Source organism: Ruegeria sp. HKCCD6647-2, from assembly GCF_057221075.1.
Window position 1 is genome coordinate 446,842 of the sequence record NZ_JBWVBD010000003.1, and the last position, 18,567, is coordinate 465,408.

Sequence of the window (18,567 nt, forward strand, 5' to 3'; positions counted from 1 at the left end):
TAGTGAAAGTGATTCGACTAAAGTGTACGCCACCTATGACCATGGTTTATGCTTGTCGCTAGTAAGCTGACAGCAAAATGAACGGGATTGGCATCGATGCAAACCAGCAAACGCTTTGTGTATTCGGCGAGCTATCTCGCACTGTATGTATTGGCAGAGCTTTCGGCGGAGATCATGGTCGAAATTGGCGGAATCTGGGAAGGTTTTGCCTGGGATTTCTGGTATCTTCCCTGGGGCTATCTGAATGCTTTAGTAGCGGTTATCCTGGGATGCGAAATCTGGAGGATGCGTCATTCCATTTCCACAATGGGTGCGCAGTTAGAGTCCTCGCAAGCAGCCTTCAAGTCTACTGTGGCCTCCTTCGCCACGAACTGGAAACTGTCCGCCGCGGAACAAGATGTGCTGATGCTGATCCTCAAGGGGTGCACGCACGCGCAGATCGCCGGTATGAGAGAAACAGCGGAGGGAACCGTTAAGGCTCAAGCAGCACGCATCTATCAAAAGTCTGGATTTGCGAACAAAAACGAACTTCTGAGTGCTTTAATTGAAGACCTTTCCGGAGGGCACACGATCTCGAACAGGTTGTGACTTGCACTGGCAAAATGTACTTGCTTTGCTCGATGTGGCGACGAGGTCTTTAGGGACGCGTCGCAAACTCAGGAGCCCGATTGACTGGCGAGTGGAGTTTGGCGTTTGTTCCCGTCGAATAGTTTTCGAATAGGTTCCAACATGATCTCATTGAAAGGCTGCCATTTCCCCAAGGATACAATTTCGTACGCTGTGTACTTCTACCTGCGGTGCACAGTGTCGTATCGGGACTTGGAAGAGATCACGGCCGAACACGGTGTGCGGGTCGACCACGCCATTCTCAACAGGTGGGTCGTGAAGAATTCACCGATGATCGCTGCGAGAGCGCAATCGAAGAAACGCCCGACGCTGAGTTCCTGGCGCATGGACGAGACGTGTCCGTCATCGAGTGATTTGGAACACGAGCTTTTGATTGGTTTTGGAGGATCAGGTTCGCTGTAGATTCAACCTATGCCGCTGTTGGTCCAGACAGCAGTCTTGGAAGTCGTCGAACGGCGCCGCGGCGCTGTGAATAGTCTCTGTTAGTGCGCAAGCATTATGTGCCGTACGGCTGTGTAGTCTTCGAGTGCATACATAGACATGTCTTTGCCATAGCCGGACTGCTTCAGTCCTCCATGAGGCATTTCATTAACCAACATGAAGTGCGTATTGACCCAAGTGCAACCATAGCGCAGCTGCGCAGCAGCGCTCATCGCTTTCCCGACGTCGTTTGTCCAAACCGACGAAGCGAGGCCGTATCGGCTGTCATTTGCCCAGCTGATAACATCGTCGTCGTTTGTGAACCTCGTTACGGAAACAACCGGACCAAAAACTTCGCTTTGCACGATCTCGTCTTGCTGCATCGCCCCAGCGATCACGGTAGGCTGGTAGTAGAACCCGGTTCCCTCGTGCATTGCGCCGCCCGCAGTGATTTCCATGTGACTGTGCTCAGCCGCACGTTGAACAAAGCCGGCAACGCGATCGCGCTGACGCTGACTGATCAGCGGTGGGATTTCGTTAAGCGTGTCGTCGGCTTTGTCGAAAACGATCGACGCCGCCGCCGAGGACAGTTCGGCGACGAGCCGTTCATAAATTTGTGAACCGGCATAAATCCGGCATGCCGCGGTGCAGTCCTGACCTGCATTATAGTAACCAAACGATTTCAGGCCCTCGACAACGCGGTCCAGATCGGCATCGTCATAGACAATGACTGGCGCCTTACCTCCCAATTCGAGATGCGTGCGCTTGACTGTGCCGGCTGCCGCCTTGAGAACCTTTTTGCCAGTTGCGATGTCCCCTGTGATGGAAACCATTTCTACATCTGGGTGGTTGATCAGCGTGTTACCGGCGCTAGCGCCCTGACCGACGATCACGTTCAATACCCCATTAGGAATGATATCGGAAATGATCTTGGCCAGCTTGAGCGCGGTGAGCGGTGTCTGCTCCGACGGTTTCATTACCACCGTATTGCCGCCGGCGAGAGCTGGGGCCAGTTTCCAAGCCATCATCATTAAAGGATAGTTCCAAGGTGCGATCGAAGCCACGACACCGATTGGGTCGCGACGAATAAACGAAGTGTGACCATCCATGTAATCGCCGCCGATAGGGCCATGCATGTTGCGGACGGCTCCGGCGAAATAGCGGAAACAGTCAGCAACTGCGGGCACTTCTTCGTTGCGGGTCTCGTTGATCGGTTTGCCGCAGTTCAGCGACTCAAGCTCCGCAAGTTCTTCAAGGTTTGCTTCAACCGCATCGGCGATTGCCAACAGGAGAGCAGAGCGTTCGGCCGGAGAAGTGCGCGACCACCTAGAGAACGACGCCTTTGCTGCGGACACAGCCCGATTGATTTGCTCTGAGTTCGCTTCAGGCATCTCCAGAAGCACTTCGCCGGTTCGTGGATTTAGGACCCGTTCGGCGGCTTCGCTACCGCCCTCGAAGGTACCATCGATTAGCATTTTGCTTTCCATATTGTTCTCCATTTTTTTGAAGAATGGTGACCGGACAGGGTGTGGCGATCATGTGACCTTGTGGCGAAGACAGACCATTATTTAGTTCTCAACATCCCGGGTCTCACCGATAACCGAAACGATCCACCAACGGCCATCTTTCTTAACAAGATGAAAACTATCGAAACATCTTACGGGTTTTTGGTCACCGAACGTCATATCGAACAGAACTTTACAAAGCGCAAAATCGCCTTGAATAAACCATTCCTCAGATACAATTGTTTCGGAATATCCGTCCTCTTTCATGCCTGGTCGCATCTGAATAATGGTGTATTCGTCTAGGTTCATCACTGTCACACACTCGTCCTCCGGGAAGACCCGCAGACTAAGCACCGCCTGCTCCTGAAACAGTGATTTAAACTCCTCCCAATTGGGCTGCGAACCTGGGGGAAACCCAATCAAGCGATAGCATTCCTCGACGACTGCTTCGGGCGTTAATGTGATTGACGCGTCGAGCCGTGCCGGTGGCCAAACGTTTTCCATATCAGTCAGAACTCTCGTTTCTTGTTGGAAGCAACAGCATTGGTCCCGGCGATCGGAGAGCCGGACGAGTGTAAGGCCAAAGCGGTCATACTGCTCATTATCGACCTCGAACTTCTACGACATCAATATCGAGAGTGGCGAGTAGAGCGGGAACATCGTCTTCCAGCATGTTCTTCGCTTTGGCGTTTTTTCGTAGGATGGCATCCATGTGCGCAACGCATAGGCCGCGCCAGCAGAGCTTGGCTTTTTCGCCATCTGTTAGTTCGCTTGCCGGGAGCATACCCCTCGCGATTCCGGCCCAGTCGACGCCGCCAACTATCTCAACTTCGGCAAGGCTTGCCGTGAACTCACGAAGCCACTCGTGGCCACTTGTGACGTCGTCAACAAAGTGATTGTGGTCGGCGCGTTCGAGCACGAACATTCGTTTCTTGCCCGGTGCACGGTGTAACAGTTCGATTTGGCCGTATAGCGGAAGCCAGGAATCCCGATCCGCTACCATGAACATTGTAGCCACACCGTCGTGCCAATCAAAATCGAGCGCTTCTGCGGCATAGTTTTTGTCACGAGGATAGATCGGCGCACTGCCGCCAGAAGGGCACATAGGCGCGCTAGCCACAATTTTGGGGTGCAGTGTAGGTGCCATCAGGGATGTCCATCCACCAAAGCTGGCGCCGGTGATGCCTAAGCCATCTTGGGCAACATCTAATCTCTCAACTATGTTTTGGACCAAGAAGGGGACATCGCCCTTGCGGTCCGCGATCAACGTTGGCTGAAACTCGGTGCGGCTGAAGCGACGTCCGTTTTGTCTGGCTTCTTCAACAATTTGGTTGATGTCGACAAATGTGCTGCCGGTGTGATCTGCAGAAACAACAATGAACCCATGGCTAGCGAGATGAGTAGCTATGAACGTGGCCTCTCTACGATGTCCAGCATAACCGTGGACCAGTAGGACCGCACTGTGCGGTCCAGCTAATGGATCGGCATCACGCACTGCTTGTTGGTGTACTTGAGAGCCAGGCTCTGCGCTGAGACCAGGCGCGAAAAAGGTGTCTTGAGTGCCCGGGTCCATATCCTGGCCAAGGAAATCTCTGTTCGCTGGATACCAGATTTCAACGTCAAGTGATCGACCACGTTCTTGGTCGGGCCATGCCTGACTCGTCACTCCGACGGGATGGGGGCCACGCTCGAATGGGTCATAAGTCATTATACTAGCCTCGCGTAATGAAGTGGACTTGGCCGACAGTTTAACTTGCACCCAGAAGCGGGGTGACGGTCCAGTTGGTATCGGAAGATGGTCAAATAAAAAATAAAAGTCAACTAACAAAAATTAGTTAACATTGGATTTCCCGCTGCTTTGGCATTAAATTGGTGACTGAAGGTTGGAATTAAAGAACAGAAAGAGTGGGATGACATGAAAAGTTTGAGGGAGCGGCAAAAGGAACGCCGGCGGGATGCCATCCTGCAAGCGGCTCAAAAAAAGTTCCTTGAAAAGGGATTCAACAACTCATCGATTGACGAGATTGCTGCGGAGGCGGAAGTCGCAGTTCCAACGCTCTATAGGTACTTTAAATCGAAGAGTGAGCTCCTGCTGGGGTTGCAAGGGCTCGACTTGGATCGAATTTCTGCTCTTGGTCAGCGGGTGTTGGCCAATCCCCCTGATGATCCGGTCGAAGCCATTTTTTCTCTAATAGTCGAGCAAAATACCGATCTTTTCGAAAGCACTCCGGGATCCAGTGAACTTGCACTTTGGCGAGTGGTCGCTTCAGAGGCGATTCGTAACCCTGAGTCTCTTGGGCGCGCATACTTGGTGGGTGACGGTGTGCTCACTCGCCAGCTTGAGATCCTATTGAGCTTGCTCCAACAGCGCGGTCAAATTTGCGAAGGGGAGGATCTCCGCAAGCTTGCGGAACTCATCGACATAATTTCCCGCGGCTATTTCCGGATTCGAATGATGGGCGCTGAGATCAGCAACGACGTCATAAGGGCATCCATTAGGCAGCATATCAAGACGATTTACAGTGGCATTTCGAGCTAGCCTCCAACTAGAGCTTGACAAGGAAGGGTTCAAGAACTTTTATGAAAGTCGACTTACAAAAGTATTTTAACTTTTATAAAGGAGAAGGCCATGAAGAACGATGTTGGTGAGCTTCGTCGCTTAGCGGACGACTTAGCAGCTGGGAAAGTTTCTCGACGCGCTTTCCTAAGGAGGAGCGGGCAACTGGGCCTGTCATCAGCAATGATGAGTGCGATGCTCTCTATAACGGGAAGCAGTCTGATCCTTTCGGCTTCGCCGCGCCGTGCCGAAGCTAGTGAGAATACACTTGTAGTATCCAGCTGGGGTGGCAGTTTTGGCGAAGCGCAGCGCCGCGCGCAATTCGACCCATTTACGGAAGAAACCGGGATTGAGATTGTTCTTGCGCCACAGCAACCGGACCCGGCGTTACTTCAGGCACAAGTCGACGCAGGGGATGTTACATGGGATCTCGCTGAGGTTTCGCTTGTTGGTGCTGGGTTGTTGTCGAACAAAGGGTATCTTGAGCCCATTAACTACGAGGCGATGAATCAAGACGTATTGGGCTTAGTTGAGCCTTCCGTCCGTCAGCGCGACAGCGTCGGCATCTTCTATTGGCCCTGGGTGTTGGGTTTCAATACGTCAAGCATAGCTAAGCGTCCAACAAGTTGGCGTGACCTTTGGAATGTCGAGGGGTTCCAGGCGCTTCGCGGCATGACGGAAATGAGCTATGAGCCGCCTCCTTTCGAGATTCCTTTCCTCGCCAACGGTGTGGCGCCAGAAGATCTCTACCCAATGAATATCGATAAGGGCTTTGAGTACTTGTCTGATATCCGTGAGCATATCACCGCATGGACTGGTTACGGCAAGAATGCTGCCACCATGACGGCACAGGGCGAATTGGACATGGCGCCTGCCGCAGCACCAACTTTTTTCCGCAACCGTCTCGAAGGTGGTCCTGTCGACTGGATTTGGAACCAAGGTCTACTTTACTATGATGCTTGGGTCATCCCCAAGGGCGCGCCGCATCAGGAAAACGCGACACGGTTCATTGAGTTTACACTACGGCCTGAGGTTCAAGCCCAGTTTGCCGAAGCCTATCCCGGCGGTCCGGTGTCTTCCGGGGCAACAGATAAACTCCCCGCCGAGATTCTCGATGTTTCGGTCGCAAAGTCGGACATCCAGGCGCAAACAGTTGCCGTTGATCTTGATTGGTGGACCAAGCCAGACAGCGAGGGAAAAGCGAATATCGAACACGTTTATGAGCGGTGGGCCAAATGGATACTATGAATTGCCAAGAGCCTAAGTCTTTAACCTCCGCATCAATGCCTGAGTGAATTGATGCTGAGGCCGGATTCAAAGAGAAAAGGCGCCGGATGGATCTTGGTAATCTTGCCCGGCGCCCTTTTCCTTTCTTTGATTGTTGTAATTCCACTATTCGTGGTACTTTCACGCAGCATTTTTGACCCCGGATTCACTACTGTTCACCTCAAGGCCGTCCTAGATACGCCGGCATACACTTTGGTTCTGCTGAATACATTCAGAATCGCCGCTCTTGTTACGATTGGTGCAGTGTTAATCGGGTATCCCTATGCATATGCTCTGGTCAGGGCGAAAGGCTGGGTCGCGACGCTTATGATCATAGCGTTGCTTCTCCCTTTGTGGACCAGCGATCTCGTCCGAGCGTTTTCCTGGGTGGTACTGTTGGGCCGGCAGGGTCCGATCAACGATGCGCTAGTCAGCCTCGGCATCGTAGACCGTCCGGTTCCGCTCTTGTTCGGCGATCTCGCAGTATTAATCGGTTCGATCCACATCATGCTACCCTTTATGATCTTGCCTCTTTACAGCGTTATGCGCGGCATCGACCTTCGCCTATTAACTGCAGCGCAAGCGTTGGGGGCCTCCCCTATCCGAGCATTCGTTCATGTCTTTGTGCCCTTGAGCCTTTCCGGAGTGGCAGCGGGGGCGCTTCTGGTCTTCGTCTTAGCGCTCGGGTTTTATATCACACCGTCTACACTTGGTGGCCCGAAACAAACTATGATCGCTCAGTTGATCGAGTCCGTTGGCAGGTCAACACTCAATTGGGGATTGGCTTCGGCACTTGCGCTGCTGCTTCTTGTTTCGACTGCCTTTTTGCTTTGGCTATACACCCGGCTGAGCCGCTTAGGAAACCAAAGGTAGGTCAACCCATGAAAAACATTCGCATGTTGCGAACCGGGAGAATCTTGTTTGGCGCCTTGGTTGCGGTTATCGGTTTGTTTATGGTCGCGCCAGCCTTCTTCGTGGTGCCGATCTCCTTCTCAGCCTCAAGCCTTATCATCTTTCCACCAGCCGACTACTCGCTGCGCTGGTATGAGGCATACTTCACGGTGCCAGAATGGACAAAAGCAACTTTGGCAAGCCTGGCTGTTGCATCTCTAACAACCGTTGTTTCCTTGTTCCTTGGAGTGCCAGCTGCATTGGCCTTGGTGCGCGGAAATCTGCGGGGCAGTTTAATTCTGACAGGCTTGTTTCTGCTTCCTCTAGTTGTGCCTGTAATCCTGATTGCAATTGCCCAGTTCGGTCTCATGTCGTCGTTGGGACTTATTGGAACGCTTCCCGGCCTTGTAATTGCGCACACAACCATCGCGATGCCCTTTGTTGTGGTTGTCGTCTCTTCAACGCTGCGGCGAATGGACTCGACCTATGAAATGGCCGCGATGAGCTTGGGGGCCAATCCGGGAATGGCCTTTTGGCACGTCACATTTCCGTTGTTGCGCACCGGAATCGTCGTCGCAGCGCTGCTATCCTTTCTCGCATCTTTCAACGAATTCTTGATCACGCTGTTTGTTATTGGTGCGTCCGAGGCCACTTTACCGATCCAGCTCTGGAAGGGGGTGCGATTTGAAACAAATCCGACCATTGCAGCCGCCTCAACCATTTTTCTTTCTGTCTCTTCCCTGACGCTTCTAGGGATCGAGACCGTCAAATGGCGGCAAAGAAAAGCCACCGGCCAAACCGGCGACCTTTTGGGAGGTTAGAGGATAGATGAAACAAAGCGATACTGGCGAAATCAGATTGAACAGCATCAGTTGTAAGTTTGGCAACGTAGTGGCCGTTGACGATGTTGACTTGGAAATCTCGGCTGGGGAGTTCATTTCGCTTCTCGGGCCAAGTGGCTCCGGCAAGACAACAACGCTCAACGTAATTGCAGGTTTCCAGCAACCCGATCGCGGTGAAGTCTTGCTGGACGGCAAACCGATAACCAATCTGGCTAGTCACCAACGGGGGTTTGGCATGGTTTTCCAGCACTATGCGCTGTTCCCTCACATGACCGTGGGCGACAATGTTGGTTTTCCATTGCGTATGCGGGGCGTTTCTACTCGTGATCGCGCTGGTGCAGTCGGCCAAGCGCTGGAAATGGTACGTCTCCCAGGTTTTCAAGACCGTTTCCCACACCAGTTGTCCGGTGGTCAGCAACAACGGGTTGCATTGGCTCGTGCGTTGGTGTTCCGGCCTTCGGTTTTGCTCATGGACGAACCGTTAGGTGCTCTTGACAAAAAACTACGCGAAGAAATGCAGCTCGAGATCATGCACATCCAGAAAGAGTTGGGCATTACGACAATCTCGGTGACGCATGATCAATCTGAATCCCTTGTCATGTCTGACAGGGTCGCAGTAATGCGCGATGGAAAGATCGAGCAAATCGACGCGCCGCTTGAACTTTATGAACGCCCCCGGTCACTTTTTGTGGCCGACTTCATTGGCGAAGCAAATATTATTCCTGTTAAGGCGAACAAGGACGGTAATTTCGAAATGAGAGATGGCTGTCGTTTTCCAGGCGAGGTCGAAGCAAAATCGGCCACCGACGGGTGTATCGTGTTGCGCCCAGAGAAAATCAAACTCAACTCGGAGGCGCGAAAAGATGCTGCTGTGGAGGCCATTGTTGAAGAGGTTGTCTATGGAGGCGACGTGGATCGTTACAGGCTTCGCATTGGCAACGAAACGACAGTTATGGTTAAACAACAGCGGCGCGCCGAATGCGATAACTATCCTGCAGGAACTGAAGTTTCGCTTGCCTGGGACGAGCGCGACTGCGTGTTCTTGCGTGACTGAAAAATTGCAAGCGTTTCACCGGATGTGTCGCAAACTTTGGGGGCCAATTGACGAGTATACAAAATCTGACGTTTGTTCCCTCCGAATAGTTTTCCAACAGGCTTAAGCATGATCTCTTTGAAAGGCTGTCACTTCCCCAACCTCTCTGCCGATCATTTGCGACAGCGGGGTTGAAGGCGGCCTCGATATCCTCCGGATGATGGCGCTAGGGGCGAATTTCGTCATGCTTGGACGGGCATTCCACTACGCAATCGCAGCGCTTGGAGATAAAGGCCCAGCTCACCTGATCGATATGCTGGCCAAAGACCTGAAATCCAATATGGGCCAGATCGGCGCGCGTGACCTTTCGGACCTCGCCAATAAACTGGTGGTGCCACCTAAAACCGCAACGCCATCAAAGGAGACTACCGCGTGATAGGCCCCATAGCAGTTCTCGACGTATTTTCGCCGAACACGCGAGAAAAGATCCGGAAGGCCGCAGGCACGGACTTAGATTCGAGGTTTCTCGAAAACAGATCGGACGCCGGAATGTGGGAGGATGTGTCGCAAACTATGAGGCCCAATTGACGAGCACTCGTGATCTGACGATTGTTCCCGTCGATTAGTTTTCGAACAGGTTTCAGAATGATCTCTTTGAAAGGCTGCCATTTCCCCAAGGATGCGGTTTTGTACGCTGTGTACTTCTATCTGCGGTACAGAGTGTCGTATCGGGGTCTGGAAGAGATTATGGCCGAACTCCGCGCGCTCGTTGATGCGCTTGGGTCTGTGCGCCACGCTCTGGCTGTCAAGGATATGCGTGCGTTGACCGCGACGGCAACCACGCGGCCTTCGACGCCGGGGCGCGATCTTCGAACCAGCGGTGGTCAGATCCGTCGATCTGGATGAGCTCGCCGAAGCATTCCCGGCGCAAGCGCGGCTGGTGGAACGTCCTGCGTTGTTTGCGAGATAACCAGATTCCATCTGCCTGCATCCATTTGCGCAGCGTCTCGCGCGAAACTTTCAGATCATGATGTTCCAACAACATCTCAGCTGCCAGTGTCGGGCCAAAATCAGCGTATCGCTCTTTGACGACTGCCAGGGCAAATTCTCGAACGGCCGGATCAATATGATTGTTGGATCTACGGTCGCGCGCCTTGTGACGCAGCGCAGCTGGACCATCAGTCTGGAAAACCCTGAGCAAACGGTGAACTTGTCTGCGGCTCAAGTTCAGAACATTTGCGGCGGAAACCACCGTCATGCGGCCTTGGTAAACCTGGCTCAGCACTTCTATACGATTAAGCTCGGGCTCGCTCATGACAACCAATCCCAACGTCACACTCCAATCCTGCCTGCTCGACAGGGAAGTGTGACACTTCTACTTTGCTAATGTGGGACATTTTAACTTTGCTGCTTCATCAAACTGTTGCATAAGCTAAATTATGTTAAAAATGCTCTCGGCTGGACGCACAGATTGCTTCTGTGATTTGGTCACGGAATCTTTTGGGTTAGATTTCGGCCCATTGCCGACATCCAGGGCACCGCTCGGATGCCGCATCGGCAGCCCGCGTTGCCGCCATTCGCTGCAGCCGCAAAATCTGGTCTGGTTCGAACTCACAGATCACAGGACTTTGCCGCCGTTGTAGGTAGCGGTCCCAATGTCTGGTTTGAGTTCCGTTCTGACGCCTCTTGACTTCCGTTCAAATATGTTTAGTTTTCTCTAAACTATTTAGAGGTATTTAAATTAATATGAGAACCGACGCGACTTTTTCAGCACTCGCACACCCTGTCAGGCGTCAGATGCTGGATAGACTTCTGGATGGGCCATCTACGGTGGGTCAGCTCGGCGAAAATCATGGCATATCTCCGGGAGCGATTTCCCAACACCTAAGAGTGCTTGAGCAGGCAGCCATGATCCGAAGAACGTTGAAGGGTCGGCAGCACCACATCGAACTGGACGAACGAGGCTTCCAACCCGTTTTAACTTGGGCAGAACGGTATGGAGCTTTCTGGGGTGCCAATCTGGAGTCGTTGGGAGAGTTCCTAATGCGCGAGAAGTCCGATGAGCAGTGACGCTGCATCTGATGTCGATGAGGTCAAAGTATCAGCCTGGTACGCGGTGGGTGTTCGCCAGGCATTCTCTGCTTGGGCTAACCCCGGCAAAATTGAGAAATGGTTTGGCCCCGAAGGTTTTCGCGCCGAAGTCCTTGAGATGGATTTCAAGATTGGCGGTCGCTGGCGCTTCAAGATGATCTCGCAGTCCGGAGATGTCTCACATCATCACGGTCGATATCTGGCGATTGAACCTGGCAAACTGCTGTCGTTCACTTGTGAAAGCGAAGAAGACGGTGACCTGACAGAAGGGTGCGAAACGCGCGTTAGTGTTCGTTTCCGCGCCGAGGCGGGTGGCTCGCGAGTGACGTTGGTGCACGAACGACTTCCCACGCTCAAGGCAAAGCAGGTTCTCCAATCTGGATGGTCAAGTGGCATGCCGAAACTTCGACGACTTTTGGAAGGGAAGCGGGATGACTGATGTTATTCGCGGAGGCTGTGCCTGTGGCGCCGTCAGGTATGAAGTTCGCGCTGAAATTGAGTTCGCGTTCAATTGTCATTGTCGCAAGTGCCAGAGAGCAACTGGCGCTGGTCATTCTTCAGCATTCGCGGTCCCGAAGGATGCGTTCAAATGCTCGGGGACGATTAGGGAATTTGCTTCCTCAAGTGACAACGGTGCAATCACCCACGCCGGTTTCTGTCCAAAATGCGGTTCGCCGATGACCAGCCGCACCGAGAGGTTTCCTGAGCGCATATACATACATGCTGCCACAATGGACGAACCTTCCAGTTTTAAACCGGCGTTCGTTGTTTTTGGTGATGCGGCGCAACCTTGGGACCTACCGGATGATCAACTGGCGAATGCCCCACAATAGCTCGAGCAAATTGAAGCAAAAAAAACAGTAATCGACAGCGGATCAGGATGACTAGCATTGGAAGCAACAGTGTGCGCCAAATCCTTTGTGAGAGAATATGAACAAGCTCTCGGCACTCAAGATTGGAGCGCCATTGCGCCGCTCATCAGCGACGACGCGATAGTGATCTTTTCGAATGGCTCCTTGCATGCGGGGAAAGAGGCGATCAGGGTGGCGTACCAACACAACTTCAATACGATAAAGGGTGAAGAGTACCGGATCGAGAACGTTCACTGGCTGGCGGACACGGCGGACGCCGCCGCTTACAGTTTCGAATTTCATTGGACTGGCGAAATTGAAGGAAGGGAAGCTTCAGGTTCGGGACGTGGCACTGCGGTATTGGTTCGCAATGATGACCGTTGGCTGCTCGCTAGAGAGCAGTTGGGGCCAAAGTCGTAGCAGCGGAGAGCTTTCTTCAGCTTTGCAGCATTTGATAAGTCTAGGCTCGCTGCCGACCTTAGCTGCACGGCGTTCGGATGGCGAAAGGGCGGACAAAGCGGACACATGCACGTGACGCACAATCTGTCGTTCTGGCGAAGTCTTGACTGGATCAAAGAAGGGCCATGTCACCAGTTAGAGTGTCAATTTCAGCGTCCGTCGCCGGGCCAATACCCAAGCAAGTGATTGTTCCTTGTGCAAGAAGCGTCTTACCCGCATCTCGAATGAGGCAGACAGGCAATGACTTGGTTTGCGCTTCGGAATGCAATTCCTCCAACTCCAGTTCCGAAGCGCATTTGAGCACAATTTTTGGCATTCCGCGTTCAAGCCATTCTTCCCGCATACTTTCAGTTGCTGCAAGAAAAGCCGATACTGAGGCATGCGCAACCTGTGCCGAGAGCTTGCCTTTAGGCAATCTCAGCGCATTGTTCACGACAATAACCTGTTTCATTGAAACACAGTGCCCGCATTCCAGAGGCGCGACAACTCGATTGACCGCTTTGGAGTCGATAGGTCACTATCAGACTTTCAATGACCACTGGGGGCTCCCTACAGACCTCGACGCAGACGCAGCATTGGCCCCTGCCCAACTTGCCACTACCTTGCCATCGGCCCATTCCGGACTTTCACCGACCAACCAAAATGCCGCGGTCGCAGCCGGCTTTGCGGTCATTCGCCGCATGTGCAAAGTTACGTGCACGCTGGTGGCCAGGAGCGCAATAAAGCTGAGCTTAGAAGAAAAACTTGATGCCAAAGTAAGGCCCGTGCTGGTCGACGTCATAGGCGAATTCTCCGGAACTCAGCGTATCGCTATAGTCGACGCTGAAATAGCGATACCCAAATGTGAGCGCAGTATTCTCCCAAGGTTGGTAATCGAACCCTACATTCGCACCAATCTGGAGGTCATTCCCGCCTGCTCCGAACCCACCAAGCTCCAAAGAAGCAATCCCATTCCATTTATTGTTCAATCGCCACATTCCACGTGCGCCGACTACAGGTTCGATCCAATCCTGATCACCGCCTAGTGCAGGTGGATTTCCCGGACCTGTAGTTGTTATGTCGATTTCCTGACGAATGGAATTGTACCTCAGACCGCCTTGAAGATCGATTGCGTATCGCTGGCTGCTGCCGCCATATACGCCATCTGCAACACGGTAAGCACCCAGCACACCAAACCATTTTTGACGAACGTCGACGTTAACCCCGGCACCCAGAGTGCCGGGCAAAGTAGTATCTTGTTCGATGCCGACATAATTCGCATCCACGATGATCCCAAAATCCCCGTTCCATACCTCGTACCGGCCGGCTGCCGCAAAATCGAGCACATCAAGTACGTCACCAAGGGCCAGATCCAGATCTGCGGATTGTCCAGCCACGGTTGACGTTCCCTTGGTTCGCAGGGGTGTGAACAGATAGAAGGAGGCTCCATGACGCCAACCGGTTTCGTCTTGACCAGGCGCCGGTAATGATTGAGCAAATACAAACGCTGGCAGAGCCGCAAGGCTTATCGCAGGTATCATGACCCTGCGTGATGCGGTATGGGGCATGACTGCTTCCTTTAGGAAATCGCGACTTAATAATTGAACCTAAGACCGACCCCGGCGCCTTGGTCATAGGGGCGATCAGCACCAATCCCGATCAACACATCTGCATAGAGGGCTACTCCGGGGCTCAGGTTCTTTCCGATCTGGAATTCTGCGGTCGCGGGCCAGTCGTCATTCTCCCAATCATAGGGCGCTTTAATATCTGCTTTGACCCAATACCCCTCACCAAATGGCTGAAGCGCAATTAGGCGCATCGCGGTTTGACTGACATCGGTCGGTCCATTGTAAGATGCGAAATGCTGGATCAGAGGGATCAGTGTCAGCCCACTGTTTGTGTTTGCAAAGGCGAAGCCTCCGAAAGGAGCGATTTGATCAGACCCGGTGCCAATGCCTTCATCGGGGTCACCGAAATCAAGTATCCACTCCAAACCAAGCGCGGACTTGACGCTCCATGTGTCATTCAAGGGTTTTTGGGATGGGAAGTAGATCAGCTTGAAGCTGGTCTTTTCGAACCCATTGAACCTCTCTCCGGTCGCATCAGTCGAATTGTAGTGTAGCTCGTACTTTAGTTTAAGATCGGGGCGCAGCATGTATGCACCATCAATGAACATGTCCTGACGGTCTGCCCCCCCTTCCAGATCAAAATACTGATAGCGAATGTCCGTGTTGTTAACTGCCGCTAGCGGATTTGACGCGTTTTCTTCGGCTTTGGTGGCAGAAGCCATCACAAGCAACGCCAAGGTTAAGACTGTGAGATGAAGCGAGGTACGGGTCATAGTACACCTTGGAAAAATTCATGCGATCATTGAGACGGCGGCGTCTCGGCACCGCCGTCTCAAGTTCGTCATTGCCAGCTAGAAAAGACTTCTCGGGCCAATTCGCTTTCGGGCCTTAGATTTTCAATCCCCTCATAGGGGACGCCCTTGCCGAGCGGTTTGTGAGGGTGCTTTTCGATGGACTTCTGGTGGCGCTTCAACATGTCCTGGAATGACGCCCCGGACCACAGCGAATACCCGACAAGCGGATGTTCTTCACGGGGATCGCGATAGACATTGAAGACAGGGGCGGCCGCGCCGGGCTGACCGGGAGCTGGCAGATGCATCTTGAATTCTTGCTTTACCACCGAGCGCAAAACCGGCCCTTCGTACACATAGACGTAGTCACGGCGCGAATTGCCTTCACCCTCAAGCAATAGTGCCGTCTGGTCGATGCCATCAATGACACGGTCGCGTGGAATGTGGTCCGTCGCGCCTGCGAGCCGGGCAAACGTGGAAAACAGATCTGAGACATGAACGATGTCACCTGCTGCACTGCCCGCCTCGATCGCGCCGGGCCACCGGATGAACGCGTCAGTTCTCACACCGCCTTCGAGATGCTGTGTCTTGCCGCCGCGATAAATCAGCTGATTTAGGCCTGACGTTCCTTCGTAGTGGTACATCAAACCATTGTCAGCCATGATCATAACGACAGTATTATCTGCCTTGCCGGTTTCATCCAGTTTGGCCAGAACCTCGCCGATCCAACCGTCCAGAACCTGCAATTTGTCTGCATGAAAACCACCGTTGCGAGATACAGCCTGATCAGGATAAGCAAAGTTCAGCGGATAGAGCGGCCAGTATTGCATAAAGAATGGCGCGTCCTGTGAAGCCAGCCGCTCTAGCTGCTCCAATGCTTGGCGCTGATAGCGCAAGTTCATTTCCTCGTATTTCGCTTGGGTCCATTCTTCGCCCGGCGCCATGTAGACTTCGCGAGCCAGGCCGCCCGATTCACCTTCAACGCCGGTCACAAGGCCATAGGGTTTGAACCGCTCGTCCAATTGAAACTGGTTGGACTGCCCCGACGGATGGTAACCAAGCATATTGTTGGCGACCATCGCATCCCGTGTCATCAAGCTCAGCTGAACCTGCTGATGCAGGGGAAAAGCAGCCCAGTCGAAGCCCTGATTGTGTGGATAGGCCTGTTCAATATCACCCTGATGCCATTTTCCAACATGCGCAGTGTTGTACCCTTCTTCCTTCAGAATTTCGGCAATCGTTACCTCTTCTGACGAAAGACCTTCGCCAACCAGGGCAACCTTGACCTCTTCAACGCCCGCACGCACGGGGTGACGACCGGTCAGCATCGCCGTTCGTGTCGGCGTACAGGAAGGCTCAGTGTACATCCGCATCAAAGACATGCCTTCCGCGGCGAAATCGTTGATGTTTGGCGTATCGAAACCGGTGACGTAATTCATCGTCCGGTTGCCCATCTGACCAAAGCTAACATCGTCGATCAAAATGTAGAGGATGTTGGGTGGTTTGCCGTCATTTGCATCCCGGATCTCGGAAAGCTTCTGTTCAATCTCCGTGTCTTGAGCGTCCCATTGCTCGCCAAACTGTGCGCGTAGAAACTCAAACTCTCCATCATGAATTATCGGCGCATCCTGCGCAAAACCCGCGCTTGCCATCAGCACCATGACTGAGGCTTGTTTCAGTGTTAATCTCATCGGTATCCCTTCCCCTATTTGAATTACATCTTCCCTGCACGCCGCAGCGATTGAGCAATTTCTTCCTGAAGACCTTTCAGCGTTTCGCGGATGTCGCAGGCAATATTGAGCGATTGGCATTCGGACTCAGTGTTCAAGGCAAGGTACTCGTCACTGAGAAGCAGATAGTCCCGGCAAATTTCATCGAAAGTAATGTCTTCACGCCGTAAGTCCGCAATTGCGGCTTGGTGGTCAGGAAACAGGGTATCAAGGACGATACCTTTCATTTCGGAGCTCGTTCGATGGATCAGCAGGCTTAAGGGAGTGTTCGCCGAATTCACTTCTCACAAAAGGTTTATCGGGGCATAATACGGTATAATCAGAGATGTAACTTGCTGAAAAAATGGAATTATCCAAATGCACATCGACTATTATTAGTGATGGCAGAACGCCTGACGCCAAAGATGTGCGGGCCGCGCTTCAGCGACTTGTCGGGTCCCAGACTTTCGCTGGATCACAGCGACTGCAGGATTTTCTTATCTACGTCGTCGAGGAGTCGCTCAGCGGTCGAGCCGATGACATTCGTGCCAAAACAATCGCTATGGATGTCTACGGCGCGAGCATGTCCGAGATGGCGCGAAGAGAAAATGTGGTTCGGGTGGATGCTGGGCGCCTGCGTCGCAAGCTGGCCGAATATTATGCAGAAGATGGCCACGACGAAGGCACAGTGTTCGACCTTCCTAAGGGTGGGTATGCACCTGAGATATCGATTAGATCGCCCGGGGCGGATCAGCCCAAAACACCCGAGACGGAAACCAAGACGTACACCTGGCCGCGCCGGTTCATTGGGATTGCAGGGGTTTTTCTTATTATCTGTATTGCTGTGGCAATTGCGTTGATGTCGACAAATCGTAGGGTTCCAGTCAGCCTGCCAGTCGATAGCCTGAGCCAAGCTGAGCGCAGCGCAATATTTGATGCATCCCCTATGCGGCTTCAGGCCGTGAACCTGGCCAACTCGGGCCGCGATTTGATCTTTCCGGCCTTGGAGCCCGCGCGACTAAACGGAGCCCTGACAATATTCAAGGGGGCGATCGAAAACGACGACAGCTATTTCGGAGGCCATGCAGGGGCAGCGCAGGTTGCAGCAACAATAGCGCTGGTTACACCGGACGCTGATCCGACCGGGGACCTGCTGCGTTACGCGGACACTCAGGCCAGTCGAGCGATTGAATTGGCACCCGAAACGGGTTGGAGCCAATCTGCAAAGGCCTGGGTCGAATTTACCAAGGGAAATTGGCCGGAAGCTATGGAGTTCTCGTACAGGGCGCAGCGGTTGGCACCAAACGACGTGCACGTGCTGGAGTTCGTGTCATTGATCCTGTTGTACTCAGGTGAGTTCGAAAAAGTCGTGGCGATCAGCGAAGATGCACTGTCGAAAATAGATTTGGACCGGGGTTATGTGTTTCAGAACGCGATGGGGTCTGCAAAGTTCCATCTGAAGGATTTCGAAGGTGCCGTTTCCGCCTTTGAGCAGGTGACCCAAAAGGGCGGCCCTGTCGGCCCTGTTTCTGTCGCCTATCTGATGGCGGCTCATCAGATGCTCGGGCACGAAAGTGAAGCTCAAGCCTTGTCGGATAAACTCTCGCGTGAATGGCCTGACAGTAGGGTGGATATTTTGTTTCAGAGACTATTTGCGAATCCAGAATACGGGGTGGAACTTGGTGACGCTATGAAACAAGCCAATTGGAAGCCAAAATTTAACGAATGAAGTTCGTGTCTGGGCTATCGAGGCCATTCCAGTGCGAACTGGCCACAGTAGTTGTTTATTCATGCATCATTCCCTGCCGCGAGGCGGTATTGGCCCCTTCCCCATTGCCGCTGGATTTCGGAGACGGCCCATAGCGGTCACTCGGCGTTATGCCGAAATGCTGCGGTTGCAGCCCGCTTTCCGGACATTCGCTGCTTTAGCAAAACCTCGAGCTAAACGAATTTATAGCAAACGGACGCAGTGGCCGAA

Annotated in this window: 20 protein-coding genes and 3 pseudogenes; 14 read left to right on the forward strand and 9 right to left on the reverse strand. The window is 52.9% G+C overall.

Annotated elements, in window-relative coordinates; translation table 11 throughout:
- The first annotated feature begins 96 nt into the window (after positions 1-96).
- Positions 97-588: a helix-turn-helix transcriptional regulator gene (locus tag AC2TDJ_RS11140; protein WP_480842148.1), complete on the forward strand. Its 492-nt coding sequence runs from the start codon at positions 97-99 to the stop codon at positions 586-588.
- Between the two features lie 141 nt (positions 589-729).
- Positions 730-963 (forward strand): annotated as a pseudogene (locus tag AC2TDJ_RS11145) (IS6 family transposase); the annotation flags it as partial.
- A 146-nt stretch (positions 964-1,109) separates the two neighbouring features.
- On the opposite strand, the gene AC2TDJ_RS11150 reads toward AC2TDJ_RS11145, so the two are convergent.
- The 3 genes from AC2TDJ_RS11150 to AC2TDJ_RS11160 form a co-directional block, all read right to left on the reverse strand.
- The gene (locus AC2TDJ_RS11150; protein WP_480842150.1) at positions 1,110-2,546 is read right to left on the reverse strand and encodes a gamma-aminobutyraldehyde dehydrogenase; all 1,437 of its coding nucleotides are present in this window, start codon (positions 2,544-2,546) and stop codon (positions 1,110-1,112) included.
- 69 nt (positions 2,547-2,615) lie between these two features.
- Positions 2,616-3,056, reverse strand: coding sequence for a nuclear transport factor 2 family protein (locus AC2TDJ_RS11155; protein ID WP_480842152.1), 441 nt, complete (start codon positions 3,054-3,056; stop codon positions 2,616-2,618).
- A 97-nt stretch (positions 3,057-3,153) separates the two neighbouring features.
- Positions 3,154-4,047 carry an alpha/beta hydrolase gene (locus AC2TDJ_RS11160; protein WP_480842154.1) on the reverse strand — a complete coding sequence of 298 codons (894 nt, stop codon included), beginning with the start codon at positions 4,045-4,047 and terminating at the stop codon, positions 3,154-3,156.
- Positions 4,048-4,467: 420 nt separating this feature from the next.
- On the opposite strand from AC2TDJ_RS11160, the gene AC2TDJ_RS11165 reads away from it, so the two are divergent.
- The 7 genes and pseudogenes from AC2TDJ_RS11165 to AC2TDJ_RS11195 all read left to right on the forward strand — a co-directional run.
- Positions 4,468-5,091, forward strand: a complete 624-nt coding sequence (locus tag AC2TDJ_RS11165) for a TetR/AcrR family transcriptional regulator (RefSeq protein ID WP_480842156.1) — start codon at positions 4,468-4,470, stop codon at positions 5,089-5,091.
- A 90-nt stretch (positions 5,092-5,181) separates the two neighbouring features.
- Positions 5,182-6,357 (forward strand): ABC transporter substrate-binding protein, encoded by a 1,176-nt coding sequence (locus tag AC2TDJ_RS11170; protein ID WP_480842158.1) that lies wholly within the window; start codon positions 5,182-5,184, stop codon positions 6,355-6,357.
- Positions 6,358-6,408: 51 nt separating this feature from the next.
- Complete coding sequence (locus AC2TDJ_RS11175) at positions 6,409-7,248, forward strand: ABC transporter permease (protein WP_480842160.1); 840 nt, start codon at positions 6,409-6,411, stop codon at positions 7,246-7,248.
- An 8-nt stretch (positions 7,249-7,256) separates the two neighbouring features.
- Complete coding sequence (locus AC2TDJ_RS11180; protein WP_480842162.1) at positions 7,257-8,087, forward strand: ABC transporter permease; 831 nt, start codon at positions 7,257-7,259, stop codon at positions 8,085-8,087.
- A gap of 7 nt (positions 8,088-8,094) precedes the next feature.
- Positions 8,095-9,162, forward strand: coding sequence for an ABC transporter ATP-binding protein (locus AC2TDJ_RS11185; protein WP_480842164.1), 1,068 nt, complete (start codon positions 8,095-8,097; stop codon positions 9,160-9,162).
- A 151-nt stretch (positions 9,163-9,313) separates the two neighbouring features.
- Positions 9,314-9,577 (forward strand): alpha-hydroxy-acid oxidizing protein, encoded by a 264-nt coding sequence (locus AC2TDJ_RS11190; protein ID WP_480842260.1) that lies wholly within the window; start codon positions 9,314-9,316, stop codon positions 9,575-9,577.
- A gap of 209 nt (positions 9,578-9,786) precedes the next feature.
- Positions 9,787-9,915 (forward strand): annotated as a pseudogene (locus AC2TDJ_RS11195) (IS6-like element ISPmar1 family transposase); the annotation flags it as partial.
- An 82-nt stretch (positions 9,916-9,997) separates the two neighbouring features.
- Here the strand turns inward: AC2TDJ_RS11195 and AC2TDJ_RS11200 are convergent.
- Positions 9,998-10,471 (reverse strand): annotated as a pseudogene (locus AC2TDJ_RS11200) (helix-turn-helix domain-containing protein); the annotation flags it as partial.
- A gap of 416 nt (positions 10,472-10,887) precedes the next feature.
- Here AC2TDJ_RS11200 and AC2TDJ_RS11205 point away from each other — a divergent pair.
- Genes AC2TDJ_RS11205 through AC2TDJ_RS11220 form a run of 4 tightly spaced genes read left to right on the forward strand, consistent with a single transcriptional unit; the run spans position 10,888 to position 12,503 of the window.
- Positions 10,888-11,211 carry an ArsR/SmtB family transcription factor gene (locus AC2TDJ_RS11205; protein ID WP_480842166.1) on the forward strand — a complete coding sequence of 108 codons (324 nt, stop codon included), beginning with the start codon at positions 10,888-10,890 and terminating at the stop codon, positions 11,209-11,211.
- A complete protein-coding gene (locus tag AC2TDJ_RS11210) occupies positions 11,201-11,671 on the forward strand; it encodes an SRPBCC family protein (RefSeq protein ID WP_480842168.1) in 471 nt (156 codons plus the stop codon). Before AC2TDJ_RS11205 ends, AC2TDJ_RS11210 begins: the two co-directional genes overlap by 11 nt.
- Positions 11,664-12,065, forward strand: a complete 402-nt coding sequence (locus tag AC2TDJ_RS11215; protein ID WP_480842170.1) for a GFA family protein — start codon at positions 11,664-11,666, stop codon at positions 12,063-12,065. The genes AC2TDJ_RS11210 and AC2TDJ_RS11215 overlap by 8 nt, the downstream gene beginning before the upstream one ends.
- A 57-nt stretch (positions 12,066-12,122) precedes the next feature.
- Positions 12,123-12,503 (forward strand): YybH family protein, encoded by a 381-nt coding sequence (locus AC2TDJ_RS11220; RefSeq protein ID WP_480842172.1) that lies wholly within the window; start codon positions 12,123-12,125, stop codon positions 12,501-12,503.
- 151 nt (positions 12,504-12,654) lie between these two features.
- Here AC2TDJ_RS11220 and pth2 read toward each other — a convergent pair whose 3' ends face one another.
- From pth2 to AC2TDJ_RS11245, 5 genes are all read right to left on the reverse strand, one after another.
- Entirely contained in the window at positions 12,655-12,993 is a 339-nt protein-coding gene (gene pth2 / locus AC2TDJ_RS11225) for a peptidyl-tRNA hydrolase Pth2 (protein ID WP_480842174.1), read from the reverse strand.
- A gap of 280 nt (positions 12,994-13,273) precedes the next feature.
- Positions 13,274-13,918, reverse strand: a complete 645-nt coding sequence (locus tag AC2TDJ_RS11230) for a hypothetical protein (protein ID WP_480842176.1) — start codon at positions 13,916-13,918, stop codon at positions 13,274-13,276.
- Positions 13,919-14,115: 197 nt separating this feature from the next.
- Entirely contained in the window at positions 14,116-14,862 is a 747-nt protein-coding gene (locus AC2TDJ_RS11235) for a hypothetical protein (protein WP_480842178.1), read from the reverse strand.
- Between the two features lie 68 nt (positions 14,863-14,930).
- Positions 14,931-16,571 (reverse strand): sulfatase-like hydrolase/transferase, encoded by a 1,641-nt coding sequence (locus AC2TDJ_RS11240; protein ID WP_480842180.1) that lies wholly within the window; start codon positions 16,569-16,571, stop codon positions 14,931-14,933.
- 23 nt (positions 16,572-16,594) lie between these two features.
- On the reverse strand, positions 16,595-16,837 hold the full coding sequence (locus tag AC2TDJ_RS11245) for a hypothetical protein (RefSeq protein ID WP_480842182.1): 243 nt from the start codon (positions 16,835-16,837) through the stop codon (positions 16,595-16,597).
- Between the two features lie 116 nt (positions 16,838-16,953).
- On the opposite strand from AC2TDJ_RS11245, the gene AC2TDJ_RS11250 reads away from it, so the two are divergent.
- The gene (locus tag AC2TDJ_RS11250; protein WP_480842184.1) at positions 16,954-18,318 is read left to right on the forward strand and encodes a tetratricopeptide repeat protein; all 1,365 of its coding nucleotides are present in this window, start codon (positions 16,954-16,956) and stop codon (positions 18,316-18,318) included.
- Positions 18,319-18,567: the final 249 nt, after the last annotated feature.

What these genes read in the sequence shown, in the direction of transcription:
- AC2TDJ_RS11140 (WP_480842148.1), top strand. Translation starts at nt 97, where the DNA reads ATGCAAACCAGCAAACGCTTTGTGTATTCGGCGAGCTATCTCGCACTG.
- AC2TDJ_RS11170 (WP_480842158.1), top strand. Translation starts at nt 5,182, where the DNA reads ATGAAGAACGATGTTGGTGAGCTTCGTCGCTTAGCGGACGACTTAGCA.
- pth2 (WP_480842174.1), bottom strand. Translation starts at nt 12,993, where the DNA reads ATGAAACAGGTTATTGTCGTGAACAATGCGCTGAGATTGCCTAAAGGC.
- AC2TDJ_RS11155 (WP_480842152.1), bottom strand. Translation starts at nt 3,056, where the DNA reads ATGGAAAACGTTTGGCCACCGGCACGGCTCGACGCGTCAATCACATTA.
- AC2TDJ_RS11150 (WP_480842150.1), bottom strand. Translation starts at nt 2,546, where the DNA reads ATGGAGAACAATATGGAAAGCAAAATGCTAATCGATGGTACCTTCGAG.
- AC2TDJ_RS11180 (WP_480842162.1), top strand. Translation starts at nt 7,257, where the DNA reads ATGAAAAACATTCGCATGTTGCGAACCGGGAGAATCTTGTTTGGCGCC.
- AC2TDJ_RS11185 (WP_480842164.1), top strand. Translation starts at nt 8,095, where the DNA reads ATGAAACAAAGCGATACTGGCGAAATCAGATTGAACAGCATCAGTTGT.
- AC2TDJ_RS11250 (WP_480842184.1), top strand. Translation starts at nt 16,954, where the DNA reads ATGGAATTATCCAAATGCACATCGACTATTATTAGTGATGGCAGAACG.
- AC2TDJ_RS11210 (WP_480842168.1), top strand. Translation starts at nt 11,201, where the DNA reads ATGAGCAGTGACGCTGCATCTGATGTCGATGAGGTCAAAGTATCAGCC.
- AC2TDJ_RS11235 (WP_480842178.1), bottom strand. Translation starts at nt 14,862, where the DNA reads ATGACCCGTACCTCGCTTCATCTCACAGTCTTAACCTTGGCGTTGCTT.
- AC2TDJ_RS11240 (WP_480842180.1), bottom strand. Translation starts at nt 16,571, where the DNA reads ATGAGATTAACACTGAAACAAGCCTCAGTCATGGTGCTGATGGCAAGC.
- AC2TDJ_RS11205 (WP_480842166.1), top strand. Translation starts at nt 10,888, where the DNA reads ATGAGAACCGACGCGACTTTTTCAGCACTCGCACACCCTGTCAGGCGT.
- AC2TDJ_RS11215 (WP_480842170.1), top strand. Translation starts at nt 11,664, where the DNA reads ATGACTGATGTTATTCGCGGAGGCTGTGCCTGTGGCGCCGTCAGGTAT.
- AC2TDJ_RS11175 (WP_480842160.1), top strand. Translation starts at nt 6,409, where the DNA reads ATGCTGAGGCCGGATTCAAAGAGAAAAGGCGCCGGATGGATCTTGGTA.
- AC2TDJ_RS11165 (WP_480842156.1), top strand. Translation starts at nt 4,468, where the DNA reads ATGAAAAGTTTGAGGGAGCGGCAAAAGGAACGCCGGCGGGATGCCATC.
- AC2TDJ_RS11245 (WP_480842182.1), bottom strand. Translation starts at nt 16,837, where the DNA reads ATGAAAGGTATCGTCCTTGATACCCTGTTTCCTGACCACCAAGCCGCA.